The organism is Haloterrigena turkmenica DSM 5511, from assembly GCF_000025325.1.
Classification (GTDB): Archaea; Halobacteriota; Halobacteria; order Halobacteriales; family Natrialbaceae; genus Haloterrigena; species Haloterrigena turkmenica.
Genome location: NC_013743.1, coordinates 1,772,982 through 1,789,136, shown reverse-complemented (window position 1 = coordinate 1,789,136; position 16,155 = coordinate 1,772,982). Strand labels below are relative to the sequence as shown.

At 65.6% G+C, this 16,155-nt stretch carries 16 protein-coding genes; 3 read left to right on the top strand and 13 right to left on the bottom strand.

The window, feature by feature from the left end:
* Positions 1–19: 19 nt before the first annotated feature.
* Together HTUR_RS08435 and HTUR_RS08430 are read right to left on the bottom strand one after the other, a co-directional pair.
* The gene (locus HTUR_RS08435) at positions 20–2,281 is read right to left on the bottom strand and encodes a catalase (RefSeq protein WP_012942898.1); all 2,262 of its coding nucleotides are present in this window, start codon (positions 2,279–2,281) and stop codon (positions 20–22) included.
* A gap of 429 nt (positions 2,282–2,710) precedes the next feature.
* Positions 2,711–3,313: a hypothetical protein gene (locus HTUR_RS08430; RefSeq protein WP_012942897.1), complete on the bottom strand. Its 603-nt coding sequence runs from the start codon at positions 3,311–3,313 to the stop codon at positions 2,711–2,713.
* 322 nt (positions 3,314–3,635) lie between these two features.
* Between HTUR_RS08430 and HTUR_RS08425 the strand changes: the two genes are divergently transcribed.
* Positions 3,636–3,926 (top strand): HalOD1 output domain-containing protein, encoded by a 291-nt coding sequence (locus HTUR_RS08425; protein WP_049941662.1) that lies wholly within the window; start codon positions 3,636–3,638, stop codon positions 3,924–3,926.
* A gap of 161 nt (positions 3,927–4,087) precedes the next feature.
* Here HTUR_RS08425 and HTUR_RS08420 read toward each other — a convergent pair whose 3' ends face one another.
* The 3 genes from HTUR_RS08420 to HTUR_RS08410 form a co-directional block, all read right to left on the bottom strand.
* A complete protein-coding gene (locus HTUR_RS08420; RefSeq protein WP_012942895.1) occupies positions 4,088–4,840 on the bottom strand; it encodes a ribonuclease H-like domain-containing protein in 753 nt (250 codons plus the stop codon).
* Positions 4,841–4,996: 156 nt separating this feature from the next.
* A complete protein-coding gene (locus HTUR_RS08415; RefSeq protein WP_012942894.1) occupies positions 4,997–6,994 on the bottom strand; it encodes a hypothetical protein in 1,998 nt (665 codons plus the stop codon).
* Between the two features lie 276 nt (positions 6,995–7,270).
* Positions 7,271–7,927, bottom strand: a complete 657-nt coding sequence (locus HTUR_RS08410; protein WP_012942893.1) for a DUF7504 family protein — start codon at positions 7,925–7,927, stop codon at positions 7,271–7,273.
* Between the two features lie 126 nt (positions 7,928–8,053).
* On the opposite strand from HTUR_RS08410, the gene HTUR_RS08405 reads away from it, so the two are divergent.
* On the top strand, positions 8,054–8,824 hold the full coding sequence (locus tag HTUR_RS08405; RefSeq protein ID WP_012942892.1) for a DUF7547 family protein: 771 nt from the start codon (positions 8,054–8,056) through the stop codon (positions 8,822–8,824).
* Here the strand turns inward: HTUR_RS08405 and HTUR_RS08400 are convergent.
* The 3 genes from HTUR_RS08400 to hflX form a co-directional block, all read right to left on the bottom strand.
* A complete protein-coding gene (locus HTUR_RS08400) occupies positions 8,821–9,180 on the bottom strand; it encodes an OB-fold domain-containing protein (RefSeq protein WP_012942891.1) in 360 nt (119 codons plus the stop codon). The genes HTUR_RS08405 and HTUR_RS08400 overlap by 4 nt on opposite strands.
* Positions 9,177–10,337 (bottom strand): thiolase family protein, encoded by a 1,161-nt coding sequence (locus HTUR_RS08395; protein WP_012942890.1) that lies wholly within the window; start codon positions 10,335–10,337, stop codon positions 9,177–9,179. Before HTUR_RS08395 ends, HTUR_RS08400 begins: the two co-directional genes overlap by 4 nt.
* Positions 10,338–10,453: 116 nt before the next feature.
* Positions 10,454–11,755, bottom strand: a complete 1,302-nt coding sequence (hflX, locus tag HTUR_RS08390; protein ID WP_012942889.1) for a GTPase HflX — start codon at positions 11,753–11,755, stop codon at positions 10,454–10,456.
* Positions 11,756–12,141: 386 nt separating this feature from the next.
* On the opposite strand from hflX, the gene HTUR_RS08385 reads away from it, so the two are divergent.
* Positions 12,142–12,453, top strand: coding sequence for an FUN14 domain-containing protein (locus HTUR_RS08385; RefSeq protein ID WP_012942888.1), 312 nt, complete (start codon positions 12,142–12,144; stop codon positions 12,451–12,453).
* 23 nt (positions 12,454–12,476) lie between these two features.
* On the opposite strand, the gene HTUR_RS08380 is transcribed toward HTUR_RS08385, so the two are convergent.
* The 5 genes from HTUR_RS08380 to HTUR_RS08360 form a co-directional block, all read right to left on the bottom strand.
* On the bottom strand, positions 12,477–13,202 hold the full coding sequence (locus tag HTUR_RS08380; RefSeq protein WP_012942887.1) for a ribosome assembly factor SBDS: 726 nt from the start codon (positions 13,200–13,202) through the stop codon (positions 12,477–12,479).
* A 314-nt stretch (positions 13,203–13,516) separates the two neighbouring features.
* Positions 13,517–14,287 (bottom strand): archaeal proteasome endopeptidase complex subunit alpha, encoded by a 771-nt coding sequence (psmA, locus tag HTUR_RS08375; protein ID WP_012942886.1) that lies wholly within the window; start codon positions 14,285–14,287, stop codon positions 13,517–13,519.
* 4 nt (positions 14,288–14,291) lie between these two features.
* Positions 14,292–14,777: an Rpp14/Pop5 family protein gene (locus HTUR_RS08370; protein WP_012942885.1), complete on the bottom strand. Its 486-nt coding sequence runs from the start codon at positions 14,775–14,777 to the stop codon at positions 14,292–14,294.
* On the bottom strand, positions 14,774–15,433 hold the full coding sequence (locus HTUR_RS08365) for a class I SAM-dependent methyltransferase (protein WP_012942884.1): 660 nt from the start codon (positions 15,431–15,433) through the stop codon (positions 14,774–14,776). The genes HTUR_RS08370 and HTUR_RS08365 overlap by 4 nt, the downstream gene beginning before the upstream one ends.
* The gene (locus HTUR_RS08360) at positions 15,417–16,121 is read right to left on the bottom strand and encodes an RNase P subunit p30 family protein (protein WP_012942883.1); all 705 of its coding nucleotides are present in this window, start codon (positions 16,119–16,121) and stop codon (positions 15,417–15,419) included. Before HTUR_RS08360 ends, HTUR_RS08365 begins: the two co-directional genes overlap by 17 nt.
* Between the last annotated feature and the right edge of the window lie 34 nt (positions 16,122–16,155).

Genomic DNA, 16,155 nt, shown 5'->3' with positions numbered 1-16,155 from the left:
AGTTCGCCGAAGCGGACGGTTACGCGGGCACTTCTTTCGGACTGCGCTCCCAGTGACGGTGTTCGGCGATTGCGTCGACGAACGCCTCGGCGAACTCCTCGAGGTCGTCTCCCTGTCCCGTCACTACTCCGTCCGAAGTGATCGTTTCGCCGTCGTCGGCGATCTCCACGTCCGGTAGTTCGACCGCCTCGAGGAGTTCCGTCCCCGCGCCGGCGGCGGCGATCGGCTTCTTGTGTTTGAACGTCTCCGCGACGAAGTGCTTGGCGTCGCCCTGCTCGACGAGCGCGTCCACGCTGTCCTCGCCGCCGGGGACGAAGAGGGCGTCGAACAGCACCGATTCGGTGGTCACGTGGCTCTCGTCGGCCTCGACCATGTCGCCGTTCTCGGACGTCTTGTCGCCAAGGATCTTCGAGACGATCTTCACGCGGGCGCCCTCGTCTTCCAGCGTCGATTTGACGGTCTCGAGGGCTTCGCCGTCGTAGCCGTCGTCGACGAGAACGGCGACTTTTCTGGTTTCGATGGAGTCGGCGTCGCGGCGTTCCTCGATGCTCAGGCGCGAGTCCTCGCGGTCGTGCGTCGGCATCTCGTCGCCGGGCTCTTCGGGGGGCTCGACGCCGATACCCTCCGCGACCCGCTCGGCGAACTCGTGGTCGACGTTGTTGAACAGGTCGTAGACCATCCGCTCGCGGATCTCCACCCGGTCGACCTTCCCGAGTTCGAAGTGGGCGGCGTCGATGATGTTCTCCTTCTCGGGCTCGGTCATGCTGTTCCAGAACAGCCGCGCCTGGTCGAAGTGGGTCTGGAAACTCTCCGAGCGGTTGCGGATCTTCTTCCCGTTGATCTTCTCGGCGTGGTGTTCGTACCCGCCCTCACCTTCGGGGACCTCCTGAGGATCGTCGTCGCCGATCGAGTTGGGCTTGTAGGAGGCCTTCCCCTCGTTGATCTCCTGGCGCATGAAGCCGGCCCGCTGGTTGTTGTGTCGCTCGGTGACGGGTCGGTTGATCGGGATCTCGTCCCAGTTGGCGCTGCCGAAGCGGTTGAGCTGGGTGTCCTGGTAGGAGAAGAGCCGCCCCTGCAGGAGCGGATCGTTCGAGAAGTCGATTCCGGGCACGACGTTCCCCGGGTGGAACGCGACCTGTTCGACCTCCGCGAAGAAGTTGCCCGGCGTCTCGTTGAGGACCATCTTCCCGATCGGACGCACCGGAACCTCGCTCTCGGGGACGATCTTGGTCGGGTCGAGGACGTCGAAGTCGAACTCGGCGGCGTCCTCCTCGTCGAAGATCTGGACGCCCAGCTCCCACTCGAGTTCGTGGCCCGCCTCGATGACGTCGTAGAGGTCCATTCGGTTGAAGTCGGGGTTCTTGCCGGCGATCTTCTGGGTCTCGTCCCAGACGAGTTGGCTGGTGTCGAGTGCCGGCGTCCAGTGGAACTTGACGAACCGCGCGTCGCCCTCGTCGTTGACCAGCCGGAACGTGTGGACGCCGAAGCCCTGCATCATGCGGTAGGCGCGGGGCAGGGCTCGTCCCGACAGCACCCACATAATCATGTGGGTGACCTCGGGCTTGAGGGAGGCGAAGTCCCAGAAGGTATCGTGGGCCGCTGAGGCCTGAGGAACCCCGTCGTCGGGCTCGGGCTTGATCGCGTGGACCAGATCGGGGAACTCCATCGCGTCCTGGATGAAGAAGACCGGAATGTTGTTCCCGACGAGATCCCAGTTCCCCTCCTCGGTGTAGAACTTGGTCGCGAACCCGCGGACGTCCCGAACCGTGTCGGGCGACCCTCTCGAGCCGACGACCGTCGAGAACCGGGTGAAAACGGGCGTCTTCTGATCGGGGTCGGTCAACACCTTCGCTTTCGTTAGCTCCTCGATGTCGTCGAACTCGTCGCCGAGGTCGGGGTCCTCGTAGGGCTGGAAGTAGCCGTGGGCGCCGCTGCCGCGGGCGTGGACGACCCGTTCCGGGATCGACTCGTGGTCGAACTGGGTCATCTTCTCCCGGAAGTGGAAGTCCTCCATGATCGTCGGCCCGCGCTCGCCGGCCTTCAGGGAGTTGTCCGTGTCGCTGATCTTGACCCCGTGGTCGCTGGTCAGCCGTTCGCCCTCGGGATTCTCGCGGACCTCGTCGAGTTGCTCTTGCTTGCTGTTCTCGTCGCTATCGTCGTCGCGGCTGGTTCCGGCCTGACCGGATTCGGCGTCGGAGCGGGACTCGTCGGTCTCGCCGCCGTCGGTCGCTTGCGGTTGCTCCTCGTCTCGTTCGATGGGCGTAGAGTCGTCGTCTGACATCGTTGAAACTCCGGGTCGGCTCGGTGCGCGCAGATCGGGGACCCGTACCGCGACTGCGCGTGTAACCGGTCGGGCCGTCGGTATCGTCCTCGAGCGGCCTAACAGACGGTGACGTCGTCTACGCCGTCGTCGGCGATCACCGACGACGACGGGAACCGAACGGCTCGGGTGCTGTCCCGACCGCCGCTCGCGGCCCGTTCGATCCGCCGCGCTCGCGCCTCGGAGTCACCGACCCCGCGACCGGTTAACTGTCCCGTCCAGAAGTAATCGCATCAACGTCTTCCCGTCCTTCGCAAGTCCGGTGCGGGCTCGGTTGTCCACATCGAGGATCAGTGGTAGAACCCGTCGCGAGGTCCACGGAATCGAGTTTATTCGCCCAAAAGAGGAGAGTGCACGACTCGAAACGGTCGGTCGCGAGCCGAAGCGCAATTAGAACGGCGACTGCGGGGTCGTCCCGTCGTCCGTAGCCGCATCGGCGTCTGCCTCCGCGCCCGGAACGGTTCCCGTCTCGCGGAACTCGGTCTCGAGTCGCTCGAGTTCGGCGTCGAGCGCGTCGGACTGATGGTGCGACGGGTGGGCGCGCACGCGCACGAGTTCGTATTCGTGGCGGTCTGCGAGCCCGTTCCACGCCCGGAACGCGCCCGTGACGAGCGCCTCGGCTTGCGGGCAGAACTCGGTCGTCGGCGTGAACTCCGCGCGCAGGATCGACGGATCGTCGGCGTCGACCGCGTACCGGAAGCCGGCCTCGGGGTGGCGCCGGTCGAGGTTGAGCCGCGCGAGGTTGTAGCCGAACGTCGCGTCGTAGACGCCCCGCTCCTCGAACAGCTCGCGGGTGAGCCGGTGAAAGGCGAGGTGGTCGTCGCCCGCGAGCACGTCGTGACCCTCGAGGAACGGGCCGGGAGCCGGTGCGTGGTCCGGATCGAAGGCGTCCCACGGTTCGAATCCGTCGCCGCCGGGCGTCGTGGACCGAGTGAAGGGATTCATCACGGTAGCGAAAACGGCCGCATCGGTCCAGTACCCTCTCCCGAACATATTCCCCGTTGCTTCCGTCGGGTCGTGACTTGGAACTCGATAGGACGGGACGCAGTAGCCGCGGTTCGCCCACTCGAATTCGATCCGCTCACCCTCACAATTCTTGCCTGAAAACGAATTCCGACCGTTCGCAAGGGACGCCTGTGTCGTGAAAATTACTCCCTGAATCGTTCCAGATCATAGCTCTATGATAACATTAAACTGGAACTCACACTAAAAATATTCGCTGATGTATATTTCCGCTCACTACTGCTTGTTTATGTACGACAACCCTCCATTAGGGCCGGTGGATTTATATTCGACGACTGTAACGGTCCGGGCAATGCTACTCTCAGCCGATTCATCGGATGCGACCGCCGTACACTCACTCAGTTTTGAAGTTATCAGTGCCGTCGCCGAGCAGGAAGGGATCGATCCGATGGACATCGAGCCGCCGGAGTACGACGCGCTGTACGACGTCATCAATCCGGAGGCGCTCGATTCCCTCTTTGCGCCCCGAGAGGACGGCACGAGCCGAGGCTCCGGGCGGGTAGAATTCGTCTTTTGTGGCTATCACGTCGTCGTCACCAGCGACGGTGACGTCGACGTTCTCGAGGAAAAGGGCGGTCGATAATCGGTCGTTCGACCGAGGCGGATAGCGATCCCGTCAGCGGCGAGCATCGGGTGCTGGTCGCCTCGTTCCCGCCCCACCCCGCGTAGTCGACCGTTCGACTGCGTATCGACGAGTATCGGACACGAGAGGCGGGTCCGGCTTCGGACAGCGTGACGACGGCGCTACTCGTCGGCACAGGCCGCCTCGAACACGGTCTCGTGGAGCCGATCCGCGACGATCTCCATCAGCGGTTCCATATTCCGGGTGTCGGCCCGGTTGTACTCCACGAGCGTCTCGAGAGCGCCGTCGTCGCCACGCTCGTACTCGTGCCAGAGCCGGACGGCGTCCCGACCGCTGAGGTCGGGCATGTCTCGATCGATGCCCAGATCGCGCTCGATCGCCTTCAGCCCGCCGTCGAGTCCGAGTTGCTTGCAGGGGTACATGAGATCGACGTGGGGCGTCGTCACGTCGATGTCGTAGCACGTCTCGAGGAAGGGGACGTCGAACCGCTGGCCGTTGAAGGTGACCAGCAGCGACGACTCCTCGAGTTCGGTCTCGAGCCGACAGGCGGTCAGATCTCGATCCTTGACGAAGGTCTCGGTCTCGCCGCCGCGGTGGACGCTGACGGTCGTGACGTCCTCGCAGGAGGCGTCGAGTCCGGTCGTCTCGATGTCCAGAAAGCAGGTCTCCTCGCGGACGTTCTCGTAGCACCGCCAGCGGCTCGCGGCCGGCAGCTGCTCCGCGAACGGGGCGACGTCGCCGCGCTCGAGGTGGGTCCGTCCCTCCTCGATGAACGAGTGGATGCGGTCGGCCAACGTGTCGCCGACGACGCTGCCGTCGAACTCGTCCCAGTGGGTGATTCCGTGTTGCCAGAGTTTGCGTTCGGTGGTCTCCCCGACACCGCGGACGGGAATGAAACTGTTCTCGATTCGCACACCACTTCGAGGGGGGCGAGCGAACTAAAAGCGATTGGATCGACGGCGACGGATCGATCGAACGACCGCACGGCAGCGGGATCGAACGACGCGCCAGACCGAGAATCGAACGTCGTCAGAGTCGAAGTGAGAAGAAGATATCGTCGGAGTCGTATCTCAGCTGTCGTCGGAGCTGTTGTCCGAGAGGTAGAGCGTCCGATCGATGATATCGACGGCCGCCTCGCTCCAGCGCTGGACGGCGTCGCCGTCCGAGTCGGGGAGTTCGATGACGATCCGATTTCGACCGATCGTCACGTCGGCCTCGGGTGTCGCGTCGCGGTCGGCGAAGCTCCGCAGCTGGTACTGGAGCAGCCGCTTCGTCGAGCCGCTGATCTCGACGGTGTCCGTCTCGAACTCGTAAGTCAGAACGGTGTTTTCGCCGCCGTCGTCGCGCTCCACGCCGTCGGGAGCAGTTCCGTCGGCGTCCTCGTCGGCCCCGTAGACTTCCGCCGAGACGTCGAACCGGTGGCTCGAGAGCTCTGGCGCCGGCGCCTCCTCGTTGATCGTGTCGACGGCCTCCTCGACGGTCACGTCCTCGAGGTCCTCGTCGTCGAACTCGAAGGCGGCCACGTCGCCGGCGAGCGGATCGGCCGCGTCGACCGTCGGTTCGTCGTCGGACTTGTCGGCCTCGTCGCCCGAAACGTCGTCGACGGTTTCCAGACCGGATTCATCTGACTTCCCACTCTCGCCGTCGGCGTCCGTCTCGGCCACTCCAGCATCCGTTTCGTCCGTCTCAGCGTCGTCGAGCTCGAGGCCCATCTCCGCCGTCGGCCGATCGTCCGGAGCAGCTTCGTCTGTCTCGCTCTCGTCTTCCTCGTCGGCCTCCGCCTCGACCGCCGCGTCCGACGGCGACTCGGCAACCGAATCGGTCTCCTCGAACGCGAAAGCGTTCGAGGCTATCTCGTTGTCGCCCGGTTCGGACTCCCCCTCGTCGGTCGCGGGATCGTCACCGTCAGCGACGGAATCGTCCCCGTCCGAGTCGACAGCGGGTTCACCGTCGTCCGTCTCATCGATTTCCGCGTCGGCGTCGATCGAGGCCGCTTCGCGATCGTCGTTCGGCGGGTCGTCGGTCGTCGACGCTGTCGATTCCCGCTCGAGGGAGTCGTCTTCGGACGGCTCGGCCGGCGGCGCCGCCACGACCGAATCGGTCTCGTCGGTCTCGGACTCGTCGGTGTCCGCGGTTGCCACGACCGTCTCGCTCGTCGCGCTCGAGTCGACCGGGCCGGCGGCGATGACCGCGTCGTCGTCCGTCTCCGAGCCGTCGGTTAGCTCGCCGGCGATCGTCGGTCCCGGGTCGGCGATCGCGTCGCGATCGAGCCGGACCGCGTACCACGCCGTCCCGTCGGAGTGCGTGACGAACCGGCCCTGGTTGTGGGCCACCTGATCGCTCCCCGCTTCGTCGGTCGCGACGTCGCTGTCCGTCGCCGTCTCGTGGCCGGAATCGTCGTCCAGTTCGTCGGCCACGTCGTTTACATCGACGTCGCGCTCGCCGTCGTCAGCGTCGGACTCAGCTGCTGTCCCGGCCGGTTCCGCCGACGGTTCGTCGACCGCGGCAACATCAGTGCCGTTGGCCGTCGTTTCGGTTCCGCTGTCGGCGGCTCGATCGGCAGCACGAGCGTCGGCCGATCCGACTTCGACGCCGCCGGTATCGCGCGCCGCTCCCGCCGCGGTATCGGCTCTCGTCGGACCCGTTTCGGCACCGGGAGCCGTCGCCGTCGTCGCGTCAGCGGCGGCGCCACCGTTCCCATTGGGGGAGTGCTGGGCCGCCTGCCGCGGTTCTGCGGGCTGTGGCCCGCCGGCTGCTTGCGATCCCGGGCTCTGTGTCGCCTGTGCCGGCTGTCCCTGGGCCTGTCGGGGGTTCGGGCCGGAGCTGATGGTCCCGCCGCTGAGGTGCAGCTGGGTCCCGCCACCGCCGCCTCGACCGTTCGAGATGTTGTCCAATGAGTGGCCGATATCCGTCAGATCGTCGTCGATATTGTCCTCTAGCTTGTCGATCTTGTCCCCGACACTCCGTAACGCCAGCGCGACGTCCCACAGCACGACGACGCCGAAGAAGAGGAGCGCGAGGAAGACGGTGATGGCGGCTCCACCGAGAAGCTCAGCATTGACTTCCATATATTGTACTCTCTAATCCGATAGGTCGTTCCGTATATAGTCCTTGTGCCGTAACACCAATATTCCTGGAGCGATACGGGCCGAAGACGGGAGCTACACGCGATTTCTGGGCCATTATCCGTTTCTAGTCTGATCGTTATTATCACTCTACGGTCATTAGGTTACAGTCGTATCGACAGCGTCGATAACTCTCTTGTTTTCGTGACTGTGGACGCGAGAGAACGATCGAGGAGGCTCCGCCGTCGCCGCTAATCTACCGGTCCGATGCGAATCTGGTCAGACGGAGAGCCAGTCGGTCGGCGCCTCTCGATCCCTGAGTTCCCACCGCTGTTCGGCGACGCCGTCGCGGACGCGGGTCTCGACGACCGCATCGAACAGCGGTTCGAAGAGGTGGACCGCCTCGTGATCTCGATCGAGCGGCAGGTGGTAGTGTCCCATCCCCTGAAGCGTATCCACCCGCGACGTCGTCATGTGCAACAGTCGAAACACTTTCTCCACCGTGTGTTCCTCGAGCAGCGCCACCAGCGAGTCGACGCAGACCCGTAGCTGGGACGGCTCGAGGCCGTCGGCGTCGCCCTGGAAGCCGTCGATCGCGTCGGCGATCTCGATCCCCAGCGTCCCGAGCGGCGTGCGACCGCGCAGTTCGGCGTCGGCGGTCGCGGCGGGGTCGAGCGCTGAGTAGTCGATCGTTCGGACGGTTCGCTCGTCCGTTTCGTCGTTCGTTTTCGCGAGCGGTTCGCAACCGTCGGTTACGAACAGTCGATATCGCGCACCGTCGTCCGTCTCTCCCAGCAGCCGATGACAGAGCGCCGTATGGATGTCGGTCGTCTCCGCGCCGACGAGCAAAACGTTGCTCCCGTCGCGCTTGAGTCTCGCAAGCGTCTGGGCGAAGTCGGCTTGCCCCACCGCGACGCCCCCTCGTTCAGTTCCCATACTTTATATCGAGTTCGCGGTACTATAATAAATATTGCGGCCGGGATCCACCTACACGATTGCCGAGCGAATACTAGCGGTCGATCTGATCGCCCGGCTTTTCCTTTCGGCCGCCGTAGCTGAACTATGGCCGATCCCGACGACGAACTCGCCGAGGCCGTCCGCGAACTCACACGGACGATCGAGGAACTCCGGTCGGAACTCGAGTCGACCCGACGCCGGCCGCCGTTTCGCCCGCCGGCGCCCCGACCGCCGACCCCGCGGGAACTCCTCGCGTTTACCGACGAGGTCGCGATCCCCGCCGCGATCGCGGCTCTCGAGACCAGCGTCCGCGCGCTCTCCGGCTTCCAGCGAGTCCTGCAACTCGCCCGGACCGAACGAGACGTTCGCGATCGGACGACCGACGCCACGCAGACTGCCGGAGAGCGCGCCGACGACCTCCGACGGTCGACACTCTCCGGACTCGACACCGTTCTCGCCGAACTCCAGCGGGCGGCGTCGGACGGCGACCTCCCCGCCGACGAGGGCGCTCGCGAGTTGCTCTCGGAGGCCCGCGAACTGCGCGACGACGTCGACCGACGGCTCCGGGACGCCGCTGACGACCTCGAGCGCCGATCGACCGACGCGACGGACGCAGTCCGAATCGATATCGAGGACGGCGACCCGCGCAACGGTGCGACGGGCGACGACGAGCGGGATCCGGACCCGGAACCGGATCCGAGCGTCGACGTCGACGCCGAACTCGAGACCCTGAAGGATCAGTACGGGCACGACGACGCCGACGCTGACGACTCCGGCGAGAACGATAGCGCTGAATCCGACGCGTCTAACGACGACGGCGCCGCCGCTGATGACGACGATTCCGACTCGAGCGAAAACGGTTCCGACGCGGCCTAGACCGGTTGGAACCGGTACCCGTCCCAGTCCTGGCTCTCCGGCTCGCGGATGCCGGCGCCGGGCTCGCGGAGCTCCTCGACGTAGACGGGCTCGACCTCGTCGCCGGTTTCGACGTCGTCAGTGGTCACCTGGCCGAGCGCACGGACCGTCTCACCTTCCACATCGAATTCGACGATGGCGAGCGTGTTCGGTTCGCGGACGCCCGGCGGCGTCGCCGTGCTCGTCGTCCACGTGACGATCTCGCCGGTATACTCGCTGAGATCGATCGTGTCTACCGGTTCAGTGCCGCCGGGACCGCGCGGATGGCCGGGGTAGCTGATCGAACCGTCCTCGTACTTGTACGCTTCCATAGTCATCGTGCCGCCTCCATGATGGTGGTGATAACGCAGTTGCCGAAGCCGCCGACGTTACAGCAGAGGCCGACGTCGGCGTCGACCTGTCGGGGACCCGCTTCGCCCATCAGCTGTTCGTAGATCTCGACGCCCTGTGCGACGCCGCTGGCGCCCAGCGGATGCCCCTTCGATTTGAGCCCGCCGGAGGTGTTGATCGGCAGTTCACCCGTGTCGCGCTCGGTGTACCCGTCCTCGACGAGTTCCCAGGCTTCGCCCTGTTCGGCGAATCCGAGCCCTTCCATCTGGAGGAACTCGAGGATGGTGAACATGTCGTGGAGTTCGGCGACGTCGATGTCGTCGGGGCCGTAGCCGCTCATCTCGTAGGCGCCCTTTCCGCTCTCGACGACGCCGCCCATCACGGTCGGATCCTCCCGCTCGTGGACGACGTGGGTGTCCGTCGCGCCGTCGATACCGGAGATGACGACGTAGTCGTCGGTGTACTCCTCGGCGACGGACTCCGGACAGAGCATCAGCGCCGCGGAGCCGTCCGTGATCGGACAGAAGTCGTACAGCCGGAGCGGATCGGCGACGATCGGCGACTCGAGGGCGGTCTCCTCGTCGATCTCTTTCTGGAACTGGGCGTGGGGATTGTCGACGCCGTTCTTGTGATTCTTGACGGCCACCTTCGCCAGACTCTCTCGCGGCGCGTCGAACCGCTCCAAGTAGTGTCGAGCGGTGAGCCCCGCGAACGACGGGAGCGTCACGCCGTGTTTGTACTCCACCGGATGGGTCAGCGACGCGATGACGTCGGTCGCTTCGCCGGTCGTCCGATGGGTCATCTTCTCCCCGCCGACGAGCATCGTCATGTCGCTGGCGCCGCTCGCCACCGACTGCCAGGCGGCGTAGATGCCCGCGCCGCCGCTGGAACTCGTCTGATCGACCCGCTGGGTGTACGCGGGTATCGCGTCGATGTCATGGGCTAGGGCGTTGGGAATCCCGGTCTGGCCCTCGAACTCGCCGCTTGCCATGTTCGACACGTACAGGTGCTCGACGTCGCTGGCGTCGACGCCGGAATCCTCGAGACACTCGAGGCCGGCCTCCGCGAGGAGGTCGAGGACCCACTCCCCCTCGCGTTGCCCGAACTGCGTCATCGACGCACCGATGATTGCAACACGTTCCATAACCTAGGGGACTCGAGTCTCCGATTTATAAGGTGGGGTTAGCACTCCGAAACCGCGATGTCACCGGCCGGAACCGAGCCGGGAGGAGGACGGACCGACTGTCTCGTGCCGTTCGATCAGGCCGATTCGGCCGCCGCCGTCCGCAACTCGCTCGCGCGCGAACGCGCCTGCGAGATGACCGCGGGCCGGGCCTCGAAGGAGACGACGACGTCCTCGTCGCCGTAGGTGACCTCCTCGACGTGGGCGTTGTCGTGGAGCCACGAGACGACGCTCATCGTGTCCTCGGTCATCGGCAGGAGGAGCCGCTCTTCTTCCCAGTCGGGCAGTTCCTCGTCGATGCGCTCGAGCAGGGTGTCGACGTTCGTTCCCTCCCGGCCGCTGACGGCGACGGGGTTTGGGGCGAGTGCGGAGAGGGCCTCGCGCTTCTCCTCGAGCTCCGCGTCGTCGACCGTGTCGATCTTGTTCAACACCGTCACGATCGGTGCCTCGTTGCGCTCGTAGAGGGTGTCGTGGCTGGTGACGAGCTTCTCGTGGATCTCGTCGATCGGCTCGCTGACGTCGACGACGAGCAACACCAGATCGGCCCGGTAGACGGAGTCGAGCGTCGACTTGAACGATTCGACCAGCCAGTGGGGCAGATCGCTGATGAAGCCGACGGTGTCGGTCACCAGCACGTCGCGGGGCTCGATGGCCGCGCGGCGGGTCGTCGTCCCCAGCGTCGTGAACAGTTTGTCCTGTGACTCGGCGGTCGCGTCCAGATCCGGGTGAAGGTCCTCGTTTTCTTCGACCGTGAGGTCATCCGCGAGCTGCCGCAGCAGCGTCGACTTGCCGGCGTTGGTGTAGCCGGCCAGCGCGACCAGATCGAAGCCGGAGTCGCGCCGGCGCTCCCGGCGGTGTTGCTCGGTCTGCTCGATCCGCTCGAGCTCGTCTTTGATCCGGCTGATCTGGTCTTTGATGTCTTGCTCGCGGCTCTCGTCGTACTCGCCGAGCCCCATGAAGCCGGGGTGTTCCTCGCGCTTGGCGAGGCTCGTCTTTGCCTCGGCGCGGGGTAGTTCGTACCGGAGTTCGGCCAGTTCGACCTGCAGCTGGGCTTTGCGGGTCTGGGCGCGCTGGCCGAAGATCTCGAGGATCAGCGTGAACCGGTCGATCACCTCGACGCCCTCGGGGAGCAGTTGCCCGAGGTTGTACGTCTGGTAGGGGCCGAGCCGGTTGTCGAAGATGACGGTCGTCGCGTCGGTCGCGGCGACCTCGTCGGCGAGTTCCTCGGCTTTCCCCTCGCCCAGCTGGAGGGCGGGGTCGGCCTTCCGGGACTGGGTGATCTCACCGACGACGGTGTACCCCGCCGCCGCGGCGAGGTCGCGGATCTCACTCGTGTCGGGCGTTCCCGAATCGACGCGCTTGGCGATGATTGCTCTCATGCGGATGGAAAGACGTGCTCGTAGCTCTTGCTCGGAGAAGAACCCTCGAGACGACGCGAGACGGATCGCTGGGCGACCCGACGGCCCGTCGGTCCCACGGGCTGGGTACGGCGGCTCGATGCTCGCGACCGCGGCTGCTCGATCGCGCTACGGATGGCGGCCGAACACCTCCGTTACTGCTCGACGCGTGCGGCACATAGTCTCCCGTACGCCCCCAACGGTCTTGAATCCCGTGGCGTGTCCGCAGGCCGCGCGGCGGAGTCGACGCACCGGAACGCGACTCGATCCGCGGCGAGCAGTGTGTCCAGATCGAAAGCGAACATCAGTCGTTCGAAGAATCACGAAGCCATAACAGTCATTGGAGACGACTCGAATACGAAGCCGTGATGCTAGATGTCGATCCGACGACGATGGGCCTCGAGTTCGGGGGCAGCGCGGTCGTTGGAGGACTGCTCGGATTCGCCACGAAACAGATCGCGAAACTGCTCGCGATCATCGTCGGAGTCGAGTTGATGGCCTTTCGCTACCTCGAGTCCCAGGACATCGTCACGGTCGACTGGAACCGCCTCTCCGCGGGACTGCTCAAGACGGGCGACCGCGCACAGGAGGGCGTTCACTGGCTCGTATCGGTGCTCTCGATGGTCTCGGTCGGGGCCGGATTCGCCAGCGGCTTCCTGATCGGCTACCACCGCGGCTGAGAAGATCCCCCTACTGAAACGCCCTACCGCGTCTTCAGGTCGTCCTTGTCCTTGATGATCTCCGTCTCGGCCTCGCCGCTGGAGTGTTCGTTGACGACGTCGTAGAAGTCGTTTTGCATCCCCGCGGGGAAGGTGATGACGCCGACCCACGAGCCGTCGGCCTGCCACTCCTCGCGCTCTAAGTCGCCGAACTGGCGGACCTGCGCTTGCGCGCTGCCGGCGTACTCGGCGGGAATCTGCACGGCGATCGTCACCTCCTCGAAGCGGATCGGGATCACGGGCCGCAGATCGTCGAGCGCGTCGTCGACCTGGCTCTCGACGGGTTCCATCGGATCGACTGTAAACCCGGCCTGCTCCAGGGCGTTCTCGATGCGCTCTGGGGGATGGGGCGCGTTGTCCATCTGCGGGTTGACCGCGTTGCGCGCGATGGTGTCGATCAACTGCTTTCGTTTCTGTTCTTGCATCTCGCGGCGCTGATCGGCCGTGATCTGGATCTCTCCCTCCTTGATCACCTCGGGGATGATTTCGAGGGGATCGGTCGTGTCGAAGACCGTCTCGAGGTCGTCCTCGGCGGGTCGGTCGCCCCGCGAGGCGTCCTCGAAGACGTCCTCGGCGGCGATCACGTCCTCGAGTTCGCCGTCGAACTCGTCGCGTTTGATCGCCAGTGCCGCGTCCGGGTCTACGAGCACTTCGAAGCGCGCCCCGTGTGACTCGAGTCGCGCCGTCACCGCCTCGTCGAGCGATATCATATCGGTTGCTTCCCCCGCCAGTGAAAAGAGTGTTTCCCGATATCACGGCATGGTTCCGGGTTCGAGCCCGCCGCGAACCGGCGACGCCCGCTCGGTTGAGGCGAGCCGCCGCTCGCGAACACCGCCGCTGAGCGGGCAGGGATCGGGTCATCCATCGCGGTCGAAGCTCGAGCGCACAAAGACAGTTCGCACGCTTACGCGTGTAGACACGTGGAAGACGGAAGAAGCGAATCGTTCCGGGGATCGAACCCGTCGTCGACGCACGGGACGAACGGCGGTACTCGAGTCGGACCCGAGCCGAGCGAGTCGGTCGGTTACTCTTCTTCGTCCGCGACGTCGGCTGCGTCGTCGCCCTCGTCGAGGATGTCGTTCTCCTCTAAGTGGGATTCGATCCGGTCGTAGTCGAACTGCTCGAAGGACTCGGTCTCGACGTCGACCGTCGCGAGGCCGACCTCGGTCGGGAGGAGCGAGCCGTCGTTGACCGACGCGAGGGCGTCGAGTGCGAGCGCGATGCCGCCGTCGAGGTCGGCTTCCTCGTCGTAGTTCTCTTCCAGGTAGTCCTGGAGTTCGCCGCGGTCGGCGCCGACGGCCAGGGCCTTCCACTCGTAGGGCGTCCCCGAGGGGTCGGTCTCGAACAGGCGCGGTTCGCCGTTCTGGATCCCGCCGACGATCAGCGCGACGCCGAACGGACGAGCGCCGCCGACCTGCGTGTACTGCTGGATGTGGTCGGTGACCTCCTTGGTCAGCGTCTCGACGCCGATCGGCTCGCCGTAGCGCAGCTGGTTGACCTGCGTCTGGCGGCGCGCGAAGTCGATCAGCTGGCGGGCGTCGGCGACGTGGCCCGCGCTGGCGATGCCGATGTGGTCGTCGGCCTTGTGAATCTTCTCGACGCTCGAGTCCTCGAGCAGCGGGGAGGGGACTCGTTTGTCGACGGCCAGCACGACGCCGTCGCTCGTTCGGACGCCGATGCTCGCCGTTCCTCGCTTGACCGCCTCGCGAGCGTACTCGACCTGGTAGAGTCGGCCGTCGGGCGAGAAGATCGTGATGCCGCGGTCGTACGCCTGCTGTTGGGCTTGTCCCTGCATAGTATCACGCTAAATCGTAATCGAGGTCTGTCGCACCCGCGAACGCCTCATCGAGTCGCACGTCTGCAACGCATTCCCGCAGGACGGCGACTCGCTCCTCGTTCCCGAACACGACGTTTCTCTCTTCGGAATCTTGCCCGCGGCGTCCTAAATACTTTTCTTCAGCGGCACGGATCGTGCCACTGATACCGCAGACCCGCAGGCCGACCGCAGCGCCGTCGATCTCGTCGATACAGGCGATGGCCGCGCGGGCCGGTTCGGTCTCACCGCGGCGGACGCGAACGATCGCCTCACCGGTTTCGCCGGCGAACGCGAACCTGACGACGGTCATATCGGCGCGGGCGCTACCCGGATCCCCCAGCAGGTTCTGGGCCGCGTACCAGCACTCGCGCTGGAACGCCCGGCGGTCGATCTCGGCGTCGGGCCAGGTCTCGAGTTCGACGGCGAGATACCGCCAGCGCGGCTGGAGGTGTTTCGGGAGGTGTTTCATGCGTCCGCGGCGGGGTCGTCGGGATCGCCGACCTCGTCCGCGTCGGCGGCGGTCGGCGATCGCTCGGCGACCAGCACGCCGACCTGGTCGTGGACGCGTTCGACGGCGGTCAGCGAGAAGCCGGCGTCGGTGAAGGCGTCTGCGAGCGCGCCGACCGTCGCGGGATCGTCGACCTCGGGCGAGTAGAACGGCGCGTCGGAATCCGGCTCGCCGAAGAACATCACGTCTCCGAGGACGAACTTGCGCGGCTCGAGGCCGGCGATGACGTCGATCGCCTCGCGCTTTTCGTCGTCCGAGAGGTGGTGCATGGCAAAGTTCGAGGTGACCACGTCGACGGGGCCGTCGTACTCCGGCTCGCGGAAAGTCCCGTACTCGAACTCGAGGTTCTCGAGGCCCTCGTCGTCGGCCTTCTGCTCGGCCTCTTCCATCATCCCCTCGCTGATGTCGCGGCCGACCACGCGGTCGGCGTCGGGGGCGAGCGCGAGCGCGATGGCTCCGGTTCCGGTTCCGAGATCGAGGACGACGTCGTCGACCTCCGGCGCGGCGTGTTCGATCACGAGGTTCGCACAGGCGCGGTACTCGTCGGACTTCGACTCGTCGTACTCGCCGGCCTTCTCGTCGAATCGGGTGGCGTGATCCTCAAGGCTCTTCTTCATACCTGCCCCGTTCGACCCCGGGCTCAATGAACGACTCGGACTGGATGTGGCGATTGCGCTCGGCGAGTCGGCCCCACTCCTCTAGCCCCCGCTCGACGAACGCCGTCGAGAGACCGATCTCCTCGCCGATCGCCGTCAGTTCGCGAGGGGCGCGCAACTCGAGGTGCGAGCGCGGGTTCGCACTCACGACGTAGGGGGCGTCGTAATGACCGACGATCTCCTCGAGTTTGCGCAGCGACTGGAGAACTCTGACTCGACGTCCGCCGCTGGTCCGGAGCACCCCGGAGAGGTCGAACTCGAGGCGGACGCCGTTCTCGACCGCCGCCTTCACCAGCACGTGGTTCACGTCGCCGTTGTCGGCCATCGGGTGGGCGAGCACGTCGACCTTCTCACTTTCGACGGCGAATCGGTTCATGGCGTTCGTCCCGCCGTGGACCCCGACGATCGTCTCGGTCGTCCGGTAGTTGCCGACGGAGCCGCTGGCCTCCTGCGGGTCATCAGCGCGGATCTCGAGGCCCTCCACGACGTCGATCCCGTACTCCTCGCGGATCGCCTCGGCGTCGTACTCTGCGCGCGAGTCGTGGTGGTTGCGCACGACCACGCCCTCGAAGCCGTAGTCGGCCGCCGTTTTCGCGAACCGGGCGACCGTGCTTGCTCCGTCGGGGCGGGCGTGGACGGCCTCGTACATACTCGAGTCGTCTCGCGGCGGCGACTTGGGGTTT

Excerpts from the sequence above, each read along its gene's own strand:
- HTUR_RS08435 (WP_012942898.1), bottom strand. The coding sequence starts at position 2,281 with ATGTCAGACGACGACTCTACGCCCATCGAACGAGACGAGGAGCAACCG.
- HTUR_RS08430 (WP_012942897.1), bottom strand. The coding sequence starts at position 3,313 with ATGTTCGGGAGAGGGTACTGGACCGATGCGGCCGTTTTCGCTACCGTG.
- HTUR_RS08425 (WP_049941662.1), top strand. The coding sequence starts at position 3,636 with ATGCTACTCTCAGCCGATTCATCGGATGCGACCGCCGTACACTCACTC.
- HTUR_RS08415 (WP_012942894.1), bottom strand. The coding sequence starts at position 6,994 with ATGGAAGTCAATGCTGAGCTTCTCGGTGGAGCCGCCATCACCGTCTTC.
- HTUR_RS08410 (WP_012942893.1), bottom strand. The coding sequence starts at position 7,927 with ATGGGAACTGAACGAGGGGGCGTCGCGGTGGGGCAAGCCGACTTCGCC.
- HTUR_RS08405 (WP_012942892.1), top strand. The coding sequence starts at position 8,054 with ATGGCCGATCCCGACGACGAACTCGCCGAGGCCGTCCGCGAACTCACA.
- HTUR_RS08400 (WP_012942891.1), bottom strand. The coding sequence starts at position 9,180 with ATGACTATGGAAGCGTACAAGTACGAGGACGGTTCGATCAGCTACCCC.
- HTUR_RS08395 (WP_012942890.1), bottom strand. The coding sequence starts at position 10,337 with ATGGAACGTGTTGCAATCATCGGTGCGTCGATGACGCAGTTCGGGCAA.
- hflX (WP_012942889.1), bottom strand. The coding sequence starts at position 11,755 with ATGAGAGCAATCATCGCCAAGCGCGTCGATTCGGGAACGCCCGACACG.
- HTUR_RS08385 (WP_012942888.1), top strand. The coding sequence starts at position 12,142 with ATGCTAGATGTCGATCCGACGACGATGGGCCTCGAGTTCGGGGGCAGC.
- HTUR_RS08380 (WP_012942887.1), bottom strand. The coding sequence starts at position 13,202 with ATGATATCGCTCGACGAGGCGGTGACGGCGCGACTCGAGTCACACGGG.
- psmA (WP_012942886.1), bottom strand. The coding sequence starts at position 14,287 with ATGCAGGGACAAGCCCAACAGCAGGCGTACGACCGCGGCATCACGATC.
- HTUR_RS08370 (WP_012942885.1), bottom strand. The coding sequence starts at position 14,777 with ATGAAACACCTCCCGAAACACCTCCAGCCGCGCTGGCGGTATCTCGCC.
- HTUR_RS08365 (WP_012942884.1), bottom strand. The coding sequence starts at position 15,433 with ATGAAGAAGAGCCTTGAGGATCACGCCACCCGATTCGACGAGAAGGCC.
- HTUR_RS08360 (WP_012942883.1), bottom strand. The coding sequence starts at position 16,121 with ATGTACGAGGCCGTCCACGCCCGCCCCGACGGAGCAAGCACGGTCGCC.